Annotated in this window: 14 protein-coding genes and 1 tRNA gene; 8 read left to right on the top strand and 7 right to left on the bottom strand. The window is 60.1% G+C overall.

What is annotated here, in order from left to right; genetic code table 11:
- Positions 1-7: 7 nt before the first annotated feature.
- Positions 8-1,456 carry an IMP dehydrogenase gene (gene guaB, locus ETW24_RS09435; protein WP_129370822.1) on the bottom strand — a complete coding sequence of 483 codons (1,449 nt, stop codon included), beginning with the start codon at positions 1,454-1,456 and terminating at the stop codon, positions 8-10.
- A gap of 187 nt (positions 1,457-1,643) precedes the next feature.
- Between guaB and ETW24_RS09430 the strand changes: the two genes are divergently transcribed.
- The 6 genes from ETW24_RS09430 to ETW24_RS24265 all read left to right on the top strand — a co-directional run bounded on the left by ETW24_RS09430 (position 1,644) and on the right by ETW24_RS24265 (position 6,613).
- Entirely contained in the window at positions 1,644-2,810 is a 1,167-nt protein-coding gene (locus ETW24_RS09430) for a CaiB/BaiF CoA transferase family protein (protein WP_129370821.1), read from the top strand.
- 145 nt (positions 2,811-2,955) lie between these two features.
- Entirely contained in the window at positions 2,956-5,004 is a 2,049-nt protein-coding gene (locus tag ETW24_RS09425; RefSeq protein ID WP_129370820.1) for an ASKHA domain-containing protein, read from the top strand.
- A 72-nt stretch (positions 5,005-5,076) separates the two neighbouring features.
- A tRNA-Gly gene (locus ETW24_RS09420) sits at positions 5,077-5,150 on the top strand.
- A 476-nt stretch (positions 5,151-5,626) separates the two neighbouring features.
- Positions 5,627-6,028: a hypothetical protein gene (locus ETW24_RS25390; RefSeq protein ID WP_254695735.1), complete on the top strand. Its 402-nt coding sequence runs from the start codon at positions 5,627-5,629 to the stop codon at positions 6,026-6,028.
- Positions 5,964-6,263 (top strand): Calx-beta domain-containing protein, encoded by a 300-nt coding sequence (locus ETW24_RS25385; RefSeq protein WP_441328138.1) that lies wholly within the window; start codon positions 5,964-5,966, stop codon positions 6,261-6,263. The genes ETW24_RS25390 and ETW24_RS25385 overlap by 65 nt, the downstream gene beginning before the upstream one ends.
- A gap of 53 nt (positions 6,264-6,316) precedes the next feature.
- On the top strand, positions 6,317-6,613 hold the full coding sequence (locus ETW24_RS24265; RefSeq protein WP_164982725.1) for a Calx-beta domain-containing protein: 297 nt from the start codon (positions 6,317-6,319) through the stop codon (positions 6,611-6,613).
- Positions 6,614-6,865: 252 nt separating this feature from the next.
- Here the strand turns inward: ETW24_RS24265 and ETW24_RS24785 are convergent, their stop codons facing one another.
- Entirely contained in the window at positions 6,866-7,255 is a 390-nt protein-coding gene (locus ETW24_RS24785; protein ID WP_254695733.1) for a hypothetical protein, read from the bottom strand.
- On the opposite strand from ETW24_RS24785, the gene ETW24_RS09405 reads away from it, so the two are divergent.
- Positions 7,250-7,588, top strand: coding sequence for a hypothetical protein (locus ETW24_RS09405; RefSeq protein WP_254695732.1), 339 nt, complete (start codon positions 7,250-7,252; stop codon positions 7,586-7,588). The genes ETW24_RS24785 and ETW24_RS09405 overlap by 6 nt on opposite strands.
- A 45-nt stretch (positions 7,589-7,633) precedes the next feature.
- On the opposite strand, the gene pgi is transcribed toward ETW24_RS09405, so the two are convergent.
- From pgi to zwf, 3 genes are read right to left on the bottom strand one after another with little or no spacing between them, the layout of a single operon-like run.
- Complete coding sequence (pgi, locus tag ETW24_RS09400; protein WP_129370816.1) at positions 7,634-9,241, bottom strand: glucose-6-phosphate isomerase; 1,608 nt, start codon at positions 9,239-9,241, stop codon at positions 7,634-7,636.
- Positions 9,242-9,258: 17 nt separating this feature from the next.
- On the bottom strand, positions 9,259-9,930 hold the full coding sequence (gene pgl, locus ETW24_RS09395; protein WP_129370815.1) for a 6-phosphogluconolactonase: 672 nt from the start codon (positions 9,928-9,930) through the stop codon (positions 9,259-9,261).
- Entirely contained in the window at positions 9,927-11,402 is a 1,476-nt protein-coding gene (gene zwf / locus ETW24_RS09390) for a glucose-6-phosphate dehydrogenase (protein ID WP_129370814.1), read from the bottom strand. The genes pgl and zwf overlap by 4 nt, the downstream gene beginning before the upstream one ends.
- A 140-nt stretch (positions 11,403-11,542) precedes the next feature.
- Between zwf and ETW24_RS09385 the strand changes: the two genes are divergently transcribed.
- Complete coding sequence (locus ETW24_RS09385; RefSeq protein ID WP_129370813.1) at positions 11,543-12,496, top strand: radical SAM protein; 954 nt, start codon at positions 11,543-11,545, stop codon at positions 12,494-12,496.
- 22 nt (positions 12,497-12,518) lie between these two features.
- On the opposite strand, the gene ETW24_RS09380 is transcribed toward ETW24_RS09385, so the two are convergent.
- Both ETW24_RS09380 and ETW24_RS09375 read right to left on the bottom strand, forming a co-directional pair.
- A complete protein-coding gene (locus tag ETW24_RS09380; protein WP_129370812.1) occupies positions 12,519-13,649 on the bottom strand; it encodes a hypothetical protein in 1,131 nt (376 codons plus the stop codon).
- Between the two features lie 158 nt (positions 13,650-13,807).
- The gene (locus tag ETW24_RS09375; RefSeq protein WP_024090192.1) at positions 13,808-14,077 is read right to left on the bottom strand and encodes an usg protein; all 270 of its coding nucleotides are present in this window, start codon (positions 14,075-14,077) and stop codon (positions 13,808-13,810) included.
- Between the last annotated feature and the right edge of the window lie 186 nt (positions 14,078-14,263).

The raw sequence follows: 14,263 nt of genomic DNA, 5'->3' as shown, positions 1-14,263 counted from the left end.
CATCAGCTTATCCTGCCCGGTAGTTCGGTGCTTCGCGGGTAATCTGCACGTCATGCACATGGCTTTCCTTCAACCCGGCGCCGGTAATGCGGACAAAATTGCAATTCTTGCGCATCTCATCCACGGTCGCACAACCGGTATAGCCCATTGCCGCACGCAGACCGCCGACCAATTGGTGAACCACCGGCCCGGCGCCGCCTTTGTAGGGGACCTGGCCTTCGATGCCTTCCGGCACCAGCTTGTCGCTGGCGGCGTCTTTCTGGAAATACCGGTCCGCCGAGCCGCGCGCCATAGCCCCCATCGAGCCCATGCCGCGGTAAGATTTGAACGAGCGGCCCTGATACAGGATCACCTCGCCCGGGGATTCATCCGTGCCCGCGATCATCGATCCAACCATGGCGCAGGAGGCACCCGCCGCAATCGCCTTGGCAAAATCGCCCGAGAATTTGATGCCGCCGTCGGCGATCACCGGGATATCACCGGCCGCATTTGCGCAATCCATGATCGCGGTCAGCTGCGGCACGCCGACACCGGCCACCATGCGGGTGGTGCAGATCGAACCCGGGCCGATGCCGACCTTGACCGCATCAGCGCCCGCATCAATCAGCGCACGGGTGGCTTCAGCCGTGGCAACGTTGCCGGCAATCACCTGCACCGCGCCATACTGTGCCTTGATCCGCTTTACCGCGTCGATCACGCCCGCCGAATGGCCATGCGCCGTATCCACAACGACGATATCAACACCTGCGTCGATCAGCGCCTCGGAGCGGGCAAAGCCGCTGTCGCCGACCGAGCTGGCGGCGGCAACCCGCAGGCGGCCCAGCTCATCCATGCAAGCGGTCGGGTGCAGCACAGCCTGTTCGGTGTCTTTGAGGGTCAACAGCCCCGTCAGCCGGCCATCCTTGTCGGAGACCAGCAGTTTTTCGATCCGGCGCGCCTTCATCAGCGATTTGGCTTCTTCCAGATCCGCCGGCTCCTGCAGCATCGCCAGATTGTCTGAGGTCATCATCACCGACACCGGTGTGCTGTCATCCGAGGCAAAGCGCATGTCGCGGTTGGTGACGATACCAACTACGCGGCCCGCGCCATCCACCACTGGGAATCCGGTCACCCGGTAGCGTTCCTGCAGCGCCTTGGCATCAGCCAGGGTCTGGTCTGCGGTCAGCGTAATGGGGTTGTAAACGATGCCCGAGATAAAGCGTTTGACCCGGCGCACTTCGCGGGCCTGCTCTTCCACGTTCAGGTTCTTGTGGATCACCCCCATGCCGCCGGCCTGGGCCATGGCAATCGCCATGCGGGACTCGGTCACTGTGTCCATGGCCGAGCTTAAAAGCGGGATGTTCAGCGATACCGACTGCGTCACCCGGGTGCGCGTATCAGCGGTATTGGGCAGTACGCTCGACGCGCCTGGCACCAGTAGAACATCATCAAAGGTGAGAGCCTCACGAATCTGCATTGGTCATCCTCATGCATAACCCCGTTTGGCGGTGACCCTATGGCACAGAACCCACCGGGGGGAAAGAGGCAGCGGGCAAGAATTCCTGCAGTGCAGCAATCTCTTTCGGGCGGCTCTGATCTGGGTCAAAGCGCGCAGGCCTGCTTGGCGTATCAGAAAACCTGCAAGGATGATGCAGGATATTGCCATGCCCGCCCCATTGGAAAACGTCACCGTGCTGGACCTCACCCATGTTCTGGCCGGTCCTTACTGTTCAATGATCCTGTCGGATCTAGGCGCTGAAATCATCAAGGTGGAACGCCCCGGAACAGGCGACGACACCCGCACCTTCCCGCCGTTCAAGGAGGGAGAAAGCGCCTATTTCGCCACCATCAACCACGGCAAGAAAAGCATTGCACTGGATCTGAAGGCGCCCGAGGACCGCGCGGTTTTTGAGCGGCTGCTGGCGCAGGCCGACGTGCTGCTGGAGAACTACCGCCCCGGCGTGATGCAGCGGCTGGGCTATGGCTGGGAAGATCTGCACGCCAGATACCCGCGGCTGATCTATGGTGCCGTGTCGGGCTTTGGCCACTCTGGCCCCGATGCTTTGAGGCCGGCCTATGACATGGTGGTCCAGGCCCGCGGCGGGGTGATGTCGATCACCGGCGAAAAGGACCGCGATCCGGTACGCGTCGGCGCCTCGATCGGCGATATTGTGGCGGGCATGTTTCTGGGGCACGGCGTCCTGGCAGCCCTTCTGGACGTGCAGAAAACCGGTCAGGGCCGGTTCATCGACGTTGCCATGCTGGACAGTCAGCTGGCGCTGCTGGAGCACGCCATCGCTATCACATCGGTCACCGGACAAGCCCCGCAGCCCTCCGGCGCCCGGCATCCGTCAATCACCCCGTTTGAGACGTTCCACGCGTCAGACGGGCTGTTTGTGATTGCTGCCGGCAATGACGCGCTGTTTGCCCGGCTCTGTGACGCGCTGGATTTGCCGCTTGCCGAAGACCCGCGTTTTGCCACCAATCCGGCGCGGTGCGAAAATGCACGCCTTCTGAAACGCTTGATCGAAGCGATAACCTTAGGGAACAGCAAAGACCACTGGATCGGGGTTCTGACCGGGGCGGGCATTCCGACAGGGCCGATCCAGACGGTGGATCAGGTCATGAAGGACCCGCAGATCCTGGCCCGTAATATGGTTGTCGAAGTTCTGGGGAAAAACGGCCAATCCGCAAAATTGTCGGCTGGCAATCCGATAAAAATGAGCGGTCTGGCAGATCCGGCAACCCGCGCCCCTGCTCCGCAGCTGGATGGCAACCGGGCAGAGATTCTGGCGTGGCTGAAAGAGGTTGAGGCTCAAGCCGCCCCCTGACAGCCGGCCTGATAAAAACCGCATCCCAAAGTCACCAAATATGGAAAAATGGCGCCAGCAGACGGGAAAATGCCGCCCATTGCCTTTCGCCTGCCGCAAAAGCCCATATGCTCCGCCTAAATTGCGGAATGAGAAGGCTACAGGCATGACTGACGAACCCCTCGTTGTGTTTACCCCATCCGGCAAGCGCGGGCGTTTCCCCGCGGGCACGCCGATCCTTACCGCCGCGCGGCAGCTTGGGGTCGACCTCGACTCGGTCTGCGGCGGCCGCGGGATCTGCTCGAAATGCCAGATCACCCCGTCCTATGGTGAGTTTTCCAAGCATGGCGTGACCGCCGAAGAAGGCGCGCTGAGCGAATGGAACAAGGTTGAACAGCGCTACAAGGACAAGCGCGGCCTGATCGACGGCCGCCGTTTGGGCTGCCAGGCCACCGTGCAGGGCGATATCGTGATCGACGTGCCGCCGGAAAGCCAGGTCCACCGCCAAGTGGTGCGCAAGCGCGCCGAGGCCCGCGACATCACCATGAACCCTTCCACCCGCCTGTTCTATGTCGAGGTCGAAGAGCCGGACATGCACAAACCGACAGGCGACATGGAACGGCTGATCGAGGCGCTGGAGGCCCAGTGGCAGCTGAAGGGCGTCAAGACCGATCTGCATATCCTGCATGCGCTGCAGCCTGCCCTGCGCAAGGGCGGCTGGAAGGTGACCGTGGCCGTGCATCTGGGCGACGCAAGCCACCCGCCCAAGATCATGCATATCTGGCCAGGCTTCTACGAAGGCACTGTTTACGGCCTCGCGGTTGATCTCGGCTCTACCACCATTGCCGCGCATCTGTGCGACCTGAAAACCGGCGAGGTCGTCGCCTCCTCCGGTATCATGAACCCGCAGATCCGCTTTGGCGAAGACCTGATGAGCCGAGTGTCCTATTCGATGATGAACAAGGGCGGCGATCAGGAAATGACCCGCGCGGTGCGTGAGGGCATGAACGCGCTGTTCACCCAAATCGCTGCTGAGGCAGAGATTGACAAGGCGCTGATTGTCGATGCGGTCTTTGTCTGCAACCCGGTGATGCACCATCTGTTCCTTGGCATCGACCCGTTTGAGCTGGGCCAGGCCCCGTTTGCGCTTGCAACCTCCAATTCCTTGGCGCTGCGCGCAGTGGAATTGGATCTGAACATCCACCCCGCCGCCCGCGTCTATCTGCTGCCCTGCATCGCCGGCCACGTCGGCGCTGACGCTGCCGCGGTGGCACTGTCCGAAGCACCTGATAAGTCTGAAGATCTGGTGCTGGTCGTCGATGTCGGCACCAACGCCGAGATCCTGCTGGGCAACAAGGAAAAGGTGCTGGCCTGTTCCTCCCCCACCGGCCCCGCATTCGAGGGCGCACAGATCTCCAGCGGTCAGCGCGCTGCCCCCGGCGCCATCGAACGCGTCGAGATCAACCCCGAGACCAAGGAACCCCGCTTCCGGGTGATCGGCTCGGAAATCTGGTCGGATGAGGACGGTTTTGGCGAAGCCATTGCCACCACCGGCATCACCGGCATCTGCGGCTCCGGCATAATCGAGGCGATAGCCGAAATGCGCCTGGCCGGGGTGCTGGACGCCTCCGGCCTGATTGGCTCGGCAGAACAGGCCGGCACGGCCCGCTGCATCCAGGACGGGCGCACCAACGCTTATATGCTGTGGGACGGCTCTGCCGACGGCGGTCCGACCATTACCGTCACCAACCCGGATATCCGCGCGATCCAGATGGCCAAGGCGGCGCTTTATTCCGGTGCGCGCCTGCTGATGGACAAATTCGGCGTTGAAACGGTGGACCGGGTGGTTCTGGCCGGTGCATTCGGCGCGCATATTTCGGCCAAGCACGCGATGGTGCTGGGCATGATCCCCGACTGTGTGCTGGACAAGGTAACCTCGGCTGGCAACGCCGCAGGCACCGGGGCCCGCATTGCGCTGTTGAACACCGAAGCACGCAACGAGATCGAGGAAACCGTCCGCAACATCGAGAAGATCGAAACCGCCGTGGAGCCGCGCTTCCAGGAGCATTTCGTGAACGCATCAGCCATTCCAAACTCAGCTGAACCGTTCCCGATCCTTGGCACCGTGGTGACCCTGCCGCAAGTGAACTTCAACACCGGCGGCGGAGACAGCGAAGGCGCTGGCGGAGGCCGCCGCCGACGCCGACGCGGCTGACTTTTCCGCATGAAAATACGCTGCGATGCCCTTGACCTCACTGGCGTCGCGGCATAATCCTTTGCTCAACGAGCGGGTATGGTGAAATGGTATCATGCGAGCTTCCCAAGCTTAAGGCGCGGGTTCGATTCCCGCTACCCGCTCCAAATCTCCCAACACTTTTTCCTTGCTTTCAATGTGATAGTGGAAGCTGCCCCTGCAGTTCCGATTGACGAAACTGCATTAAAAGGCAAAATCGGGGCCACAAAGCCAGCTTCTGGAGCGTGAGACCCGGAAGTACTCCCAGAGTATTTGTCTACTGCACTGAGGCGCCGCCCCTTGCGCCCATCCAGAAACACAGGATTGCCAGCATTCCACCAGAAGCGGCTGCGTGCAGTCCGGTTATAAGCTGCATGAGTCAGCACCCCTAAGGGCAGGCAAATCATAGGTTTGCAGCGAGCGCCCCGCCAGTCTTGACCTTCGCAGACGAAAATTCCCCGTAAAAGACGAGCTCCTCGGCCTACCCTTAAATGGTCCCTTAACCAACAGGGGCAGCGGCCCGCAGGTAACGAGTGAATGTTTAATCAGCTTGGCGGGCCGCATCTTCAAACCGGCCGGCGCATCCTTTGCGGGTCGGTCAGCCGTGCTGCGGCAAAGCGACTTTGCGCTGGACGATGTTGGCGCGGGTCTGGACCGGGCGGTCTTTGTTTCCTCACCGGTTGTGGTGGAGGGAAATGGCGGCACCCGGAAAGCGTATTCCACCATCCGCCTGTCCGAACCTGCCGCCAGCAGCCTCACGCTGGATTACCGGACCAAGAACGGCAATACGATCGCAGGCGAGGACTGCATCGGGGCTTTCGGGTACAGCCACGATCCTGGACAACGACGGCAGCAGCGGTTTACCGGCTTTGTCCCTGACCTCAGCCAATGCAGTGGAAAGCACCGGTTCGGGGTTTGGCAGCACAGTTGTTTTCACGCTGATGCTGTCGCAGCCCGCCGAAGATGCGGTCGAGGTGAACTACAGGTCAATGGCAGGCGCTGCTGACGAGTCTATTGATTATCCGGGCTTCAATGGCACCTTGGCTTTTGCGCCTTGCGAGACGTCCAAAACGGTTGAGGTCCGGGTCCGGCTGACCGCATTTCCGAGACCGATGAAAGTTTCGGCATCGAACTGTTTGATCCCAGCGGCGGCATTTTCACCGGCAACGCCAAGGTGCCGCGCGCGGACGCCGTTATCCTGGGTGACGATGGCGTCAATCTCGACCGCTTCATTCAGGTAACGGCGACCCAAGCTAAGGAGCCCTTTCAAGACGGCCGGTTTGCAGCCTTTGAAGTGACCCTGTCCGACCCCTTCAGCAGCACTGACAAAATCCGCTATACCACCAAGGACAACAAGGCCAAAGCCGGGCAAGATCACGTGGAAACCAAAGGGGCGTTAACCTTTGCACCCCGTCAGACCAAGGCCGCTGTGAATGCGGGGCTGCTGCCTGATTACCGGGCTGAAGGGACCGAAGCCTTCTTGCTGGTGCTGAAACAAGGCAGCTTTCCAGCTGGATTGAACGTGACCAGCGGCATCACCGCCGCCAATGCCCGGATCCTTGACGATGACATCAGGGGCACCGGCAGATAGGACGGCATCTACGGCACTGGCAGACCGGAGGGAATTCATGGCCCCGGCGGCGCTGACTGGCTGGAAGGCGGCAAGGGAGCGGATGTCTTTGTCTTTTACAGCGGAGATTCCGGTACGGGGCCGAACAAACGCGACACGGTCACCGATTTCAATCGCAAGCAGGGCGATAAGACCGATCTCAGCGAAATCGACGGCGACCGCGATGCACCCGGGGTTCAGGACCTGAAATGGATTGGCCGGGATGCGGAATTCTCAGGCGCTGGCGAAGTCAGGTTCGATACCGCCCGGTCGCTCTTGGAAATCAATCTGGACGGTGACCCGGCTGCTGAGATGCGAATAGATTTTGATGGCCTGGACGTATTCGGCGCGCGGGATCTGATATTCTGATTGCGGCCCCATTGCCACCTGCCAGCGCGTGGTTCTGCAAAACTGTGCTAACCTGACGCGGTCCGTCTGTGCAATGCAGGCGGATTGTTTTGAGAGGGAACCAGTATGAAACGTCATTGTTTGTTTATGGCACTGTTTTGCGCCTTCAGCGCGGGAGGCGGAATTGCCGGCACGACCTGGGACCAGGCAGGCACTGGAACGGGTATCTCGACCAGCTCTGTAACTGAAATTGCCGACGGGCACATGGTCATGCAAATCAGCAGTTCTTATGACAACATGGAAATGGCAGATGCCGGCCACCCGATGAACGGTGCGTCAGGGCCGTGTTTCGGCGCGGTTGAGATTGCGTCCGGCAGCGTTGACGGCGGCGGCATATGCGCCTTTACCAGCAGTACCGGTGACAAGGTTGTGCTGCATTGGACTGCTGAAGCAATGGATCCGTCCGGCGCCCTGACCGGCAGCTGGAAACTGACTGGCGGCACTGGCCACTGGTCGCATGCCGAGGGCGGCGGCGGCTTCTCGTCAATGACAGACCCGGAAACCGGGAAATTCGTCAATACCATCACCAGCAGCGTGACACTGCCCTGAATTGGCGGCGGGGCTTGACCTGCCCCGCCTGCACTAGTGCCTGTCTCAGGCCTTGGAATTACGCACGAAGTCCAGCAAGGCACGGGTGGACCCGTCCTTGCCCGCATCATCTTTCTCCCCCGCCAACAGCGGCATCAGGGAATCGGCCAGTTCCTTGCCCAGTTCCACGCCCCATTGGTCAAAGGAATTGATGCCAAGGATCACGCCTTCGGCAAACACCCGGTGTTCATAAAGCGCGATGATCTGGCCCAGCACATAGGGTGTCAGCTGCGGATAGATCAGCGTGGTTGAGGGCCGGTTGCCCGGAAAAACCCGGTGGCGCGCCTGACGTTCCAGCTCGGCGCCTTCATACCCAGCATCCTGCATCAGCGCGCTGGCCTCTTCCAGGCTGCGTCCGCGCATCAGAGCCTCGGACTGGGCCAGGCAGTTGACCACCAGCAACCGGTGATGCGGCTCCAGCTCCGGTTCATGCCCCTTGGCTGCAACCAGGAATTCTGCAGGCACGACCGACGTGCCCTGATGCAGCAGCTGATAAAAAGCATGCTGCCCGTTGGTGCCCGGCTCGCCCCATACGACAGGCCCTGAGGGATACGGCAAAGGCGCGCCATCCATCGCAACAGACTTGCCGTTTGATTCCATCTCCAGCTGCTGCAGATAAGCCGGCAGGCGCCGCAGCCGTTGGTCGTATGGCAGCACCGCGCGGGTCGGATGGCCGCAGACCTGATTGTGCCAAATGCCAGTCAATGCCAGCATCACCGGCATGTTCTGTTCCCAGGGGGCCGTGCGGAAATGGTCGTCCATCGCCTTGCCGCCGGCCAGGAATGCACGGAAGCGGTCCGGGCCGACCGCCAGCATCAGGCTCAGCCCGATCGGGCCCCACACCGAATAACGCCCGCCGACCCAATCCTCAAACCCGAACACATGCTCCCGCGGGATGCCGAAGGCTGCGGTTTCCTCTTCGGAAGTTGACAGCGCCAGGAATTGGCGCGCAGGTTCACCGCCGCCGGCCTCAATCCATCGCCGCGCGGTCGCGGCGTTGGTCATGGTTTCGACTGTGGTAAAAGTTTTGGAGGCCACGATCACCAAAGTTGTTTTCGGATCAATCCGTTGCAGGATGTCGTGAATGTGAGCGCCGTCGACGTTGGACACAAAATGGCACCGCGGCCCGTCGTGATACGGTGCCAGCGCCAGCGCCGCCATCACCGGCCCCAAGTCAGACCCGCCGATGCCAATGTTCACCACATCGGTAAAGGGGCCGCCGGGGCCTGCCAGTTTGCCCGAGCGCACACGCCGCGCCAAACGCTCCATCCGCCCGAGCGTCGCGCGCAGAGGAGCACGGATATCCTCCCCCTCGACGATCAGTTCAGGACCGTCGGGATCCCGCAGCGCTGTATGCAGCACCGCGCGCTGCTCGGTTTCATTGATCTCTCCGCCTTCAAACATGGCATCACGCCGCCCGGCTACATTCTGCTGACTGCACAATGCCGTCAGCGCCGCGCGCACTTCGACGGTGATCTGCGTCTTGGAGTAGTCGAACAAAAGCGCTTCAAACCGCACGCTGAACATATCAGCGCGGTTCGGATCTTTTTCAAACAACCCGGAAATACTCTCACCGCATTCCTGGGAACGCAGCGACTTCAAATCCTTGAACATATCAATCTTTCCTGAATTCAAGGCGCCCAATGCACGGATACCTCGGACATTACCGCTTGGATTGGCGCGGTTTCCGGCGGCAATGCCAGCGCCTGTTCAAGCGCCCGGCGCTTGGCGTCCCCGAAAATCACCAAATGTTTGGCTATGGCGGCATCCAGCACCCGTGCTGTCAGGCTGATACGCGCTTCGGGCTGACTGTCAGGCCGCATGACAATAAGCGCAGGCGCATCCGCCGCCAGTGCATCCTCTATCCCTTCAGCGCCAGGAAACAGCGAGGCTGTGTGCATGTCCTCACCCATTCCCAAAAGCAGGACGGACAGCGGCAATTGCGGCACAACCTGGCTTTCCAGTTCCGCCAGCACCTCTTCGGGCTGCCGCTCCGGCACATGAAACGGCAGCAATTGCGCCGCCGCTGCCCGGTTCTGCAGCAACCGTGCGCGGATCATTGCTGCATTGGAGCGCGGGCTGTCTGCGGGCACCCAGCGTTCATCCGTGGCCATAATCTGCACCCGGTCCCACTCGATATCGGCAGCGCACAGGTCGTCAAAGATCATCCCCGGCGTGGTACCGCCCGCCACTGCAAAAGAAGCCGCATCATGTGTGAGAAGATGGGTTTTCAGATCGCCTGCAATTTCATTGGCGACTTCGATCGCCAGCATGTCCTGATCAGGGTATTCGTTGAATTTCATGGGTTTATCCCTCTCCATTCACGCCCATCGCGGCGCATCAGCAAATCGGCATCGCCGGGTCCGGTGCTGCCGCTTTCATAAGGTTTAGGCACATCGCCCCGGGACTTCCAGCCCGCAATCAGCGGATCCGTCCAGGCCCAGGCCGCCTCAACCTCGTCGCCCCTCATAAACAACGTCTGGTTGCCGCGCACAACATCCATGATCAGCCGTTCATAGGCATCCGGCGGATCGCCGCCCTCAGGTCCCAGCGCCTCGGCAAAGCTCATGTCCAGCGGCACGTCGATCAGCCGCATTCCGCCCTGCCCCGGTTCCTTAATCGTCACGCTCAGCGTGATGCCTTCGTTGGGCTGCAGGCGGATCTTCAGATGGTTTGCATGGCGCCCGGCCTCGGCCCCGAAGATCGAATGCGGTGCGTCCTTGAACATCACATTGATAACCGAAGACCGGTTCACCAGCCGCTTGCCGGTGCGCAAGTAGAACGGCGTGCCCGCCCACCGCCAGTTGCTGATATGCGCCTTCAAGGCAACATAGCTTTCGGTGCTGCTGCGCGGATTGCTGACCAGCCCTCGGTACGAAGGATGCGGGTCTGACGGATCCAGGCGCGCCTGATACTGGCCGCGCACGATGTGATGCGGCTCAACCGGGTCCAGTGCGCGGATCACTTTCAGCTTTTCATCACGCACCGCGTCCGGGTCGAATTTGGCCGGCGGCTCCATCGCGATCAGGCACAAAAGCTGCATCAGATGGTTCTGCATCATGTCTCGCATTGCGCCTGCGCGTTCATAATATTCCTCGCGCCCCTCGACACCTACGGTCTCGGCCACGGTGATCTGAATGTGATCGACATACTGGCTGTTCCACAACGGTTCAAACAGCATGTTGCCGAACCGGACCGCCATCAGGTTCTGCACGGTTTCCTTGCCCAGGTAATGGTCGATCCGGTAGATCTGACCCTCATCGAAATGACTGGCCAACGTCCGGTTCAGCTCCTGCGCAGAGGCCAGGTCCCGGCCGAACGGTTTTTCCACAACAATCCGTGTATCTGCATTGGCCAGCCCATGGACGTGCAGCCGCTCTGCCAGCGGGCCGAACAGGCCTGGCCCTACCGAGAAATAGAACATACGGACTGGCGCCTCATCGTCCGGCCGCAACTGGTGGCTCAACTCCTGCCAGCCCGCCTCTCCCAAAGCGTCAAGCGCAACATAGCTGATCCGCTCCAGAAACGCCTCCAATGCACCGCCGCCGCAGGCCTTGGGGCCCGCGTGCGCCCGCACCGCTTCGGCCACGATTGTGCGGTATTCAGCACTGGACAAGCCAGAGCGCGCAGCCCCGATAATCCGCTCAGCGCCTGTCAGCTGGCCAGCGCAATGACGGCGGAACAACGCCGGCAGGATCTTGCGCTGTGCAAGATCGCCTGTGCCGCCAAAAATCACCAGGTCAAACGGGTCGACCGGTATCACACGCGAAACCATTCTTGTTCTTCCTGTTCAAGCCGGTGCTGGCGCAGCACACCGCCGCTCACATCCCTGTCATGTGCCTGCCCGGCTGCTTTCCATTCCTGCATAGTATAAGGTAGCTTGCCGCGAAAGGAACTGCCCCAAAGGACATCCGCATGAAAGACCTGCAAAAACCCGTCGCGAACCTAGGCAAGTTCCAAGACGCCTTTGTGACGGCCAATGGTCAGCAACGCGCATCGGTGCCGCTCAGCAATCCCGAGACCCTTTGGTTCAACACCGGCACGCTGTGCAATATCGAATGCACAAACTGCTATATCCTAAGCTCTCCTACCAATGACGCACTGGTCTATCTGACCGAGGCCGAAGTGCAAAGCTATCTCAGCCAGATCGGGGAACGCAACTGGCCAATCCGCGAAATCGGCTTTACCGGCGGCGAGCCGTTCATGAACCCCGCGATGATCGCCATGGCCCGGGCGGCGCTGGAGCGCGGGTTTGACGTGCTGATCCTGACCAATGCCATGCGCCCGATGATGCGCAAGACTGTGAAAACCGGATTGCTGGCCCTGCGGGAGGAATTCGGGAACAAGCTGACACTGCGCATCTCGGTCGATCATCACCGCGAATCCCTGCACGACAAAGAGCGCGGCGCCGGCAGTTTTGCCAAAACCATCGAAGGCATGGAATGGCTGCGCGACAACGGCGTCCGGATGACCGTGGCCGGCCGCACTGTCTGGGGGGAAAGCGAAGCCGAGGCCCGTAACGGCTATGCCGCATTGTTTGCCGCGCATGGCTTTGCCATTGATGCGTATAACCCGGGTCAGACGGTTTTGTTTCCCGAGATGGACGAAACCGTGGAAGTGCCCGAAATCACAACCGCCTGCTGGGGTATCCTGGGCAAATCCCCGGACAGCGTCATGTGCGCCTCATCCCGCATGGTCGTTAAACGCAAAGGCGCCAAGGCACCGGCTGTGCTGGCCTGCACACTGCTGCCTTATGCACCTGAGTTCGAGATGGGCGAAACCCTGGCCGAGGCGGAACGCCCGGTGCAGCTGAACCACCCCCATTGCGCCAAGTTCTGCGTTCTGGGAGGCGCCAGCTGCTCGGCCTGACGCCTCCTCTCTTGGGCGGAGCTTAGTAGTCCCAGTTGCCCACGGTGAAATTGCCGGCTGTCAATTCGACATCCGTTTCGAATTCCACCAGGACGTTGCTGCCGTAATAGAGCTTGTCCGCGCTGTTATCCATGAACAGCCTGTCTTCCTCTGCGGCCTCCCATTCGCCCCGGTCGAACAGGACGTCTGTATCTCTTGGAATCGCCCGGCTGGATTCCTGGCGATCGAACACAAACACGTCTTTTGCAGCGGAAAAATCTTCAACAACTGCAACGGTGGAATAGGCATCCAATTCCACAAACAGACGATCCCTGCCGCCGCCTGTCTTGATGGTGTCGGCTGCGTTCGCAAAACTGCCGGTCAGCACGTAGATGTCATCCGACCCGCCGCCGGCATTCAGACTTTCCGAATGCATGCCTTCCAGAACAACCGTATCAGCGCCCCTGCCGGTTTTGATCACCGCGTCCAGCCCGCCTGGCGATGTAATGGTCGAGCCATTGATGACAACCGTGTCATTGCCGTTGCCGGTTTTCACCGTGATATCTGCAGTAACGCCCCAATTGCCGTTGAATTCAAAATAGTCCTTGCCGCTGCCGGTGTTCACCTTCAGGTCGCTCACGTCGGCGTTCGCGGTGTACAGGACGCTGTCTGCACCGGCGGATGTGTTGACACGGATGCTGTTTTCCGATGCGTCGGCTTGCTGGTAGATATTCAGCGTGTCGTCCTTCAACCCGCTCTGGATGGTGAAGCGGCCATCTCCCGTAACTGCGTTCAAAAATATGTCATAAAACCAATGCTCAACAGAAATGACGCTGGTCTCAATGGAATTCAGATCCAGAGTGGAGCCACCTGACATGACTGCAGATACTTTTGATTTTACAGTGTCGTAACCGCTGCCGCCATCAAAGCTGAGCTGGCTGTACTTGCTGAGGTTGTCAGCAACTTCGGTCATGCTGAAGCTCAACAATTCCAGCGTGTCATCGCCGCTGCCGCCAAAGAAACGGTCGGTCAGATCCGGAATGTTCACACCATCCGTTTCGTGATGATAAAGCGTGAAATCATCGTCGCCGCCCCGCCCGTAAAAACTCTCCCGGATCGTCGAGGACGCCACGAAGATGTTTTCGAACTGGTTTCCAAAAGAGTTCTTGCGCATGAATCCCTGCCTGCTTTCCCTGTGCCCCGGGTCCCGATAGGAATACCGTGAGCCGGCCCGGGTGCTTCAAACACGCATAGGATTAGGGCGGCTGCTACATGCACGCAACGGCAAAGACTGCCGCACGGCCCTGCAATCCCTTTAAAAAGCCAGCCGGTTCAGTGCAGCTGGAACTCTCCGACCACGTTACGCCATTCTCCCGGGCCAATCATTTTGCGGTGATTGAACCGAACAGAATGCAGCGGACCGTCAATTTCCCGCTGCCAGAATTCGATGAACTCAAACAGCCGCGGATGGTCCGGGGCAAGGTCGTACTCCTGCCACACAAAGGTGTTCAGAACGTGGATATAGTCGGGCATACAATAGGTGAACTCAGCCGTGGTCAGCCCGTATCCCTTCAGCATCAGCTCGGTCTCTGTGGTCTCCATTTACAGCCTCCAAAATTTGCCCCCTCTTACTGATGCTAGGCTGCTATTGGTTAATTTCCCCAAAAACAGTGTGTTACCGCTGTGTGAACGGCCTGTTTTCCGCTTTCCCGGCTGTTTGCTTGCGCCCCATATACGGTATCTGATAGGGTGCAAACACAATATATAGAGCCAGAAGAAAGAGCGGGC

Origin of the sequence: Leisingera sp. NJS204 (genome assembly GCF_004123675.1) — a bacterium.
Classification (GTDB): domain Bacteria; phylum Pseudomonadota; class Alphaproteobacteria; order Rhodobacterales; family Rhodobacteraceae; genus Leisingera.
Note: the sequence above shows the minus strand (reverse complement) of the source record. Positions and strands in the feature narration are given on the sequence as shown.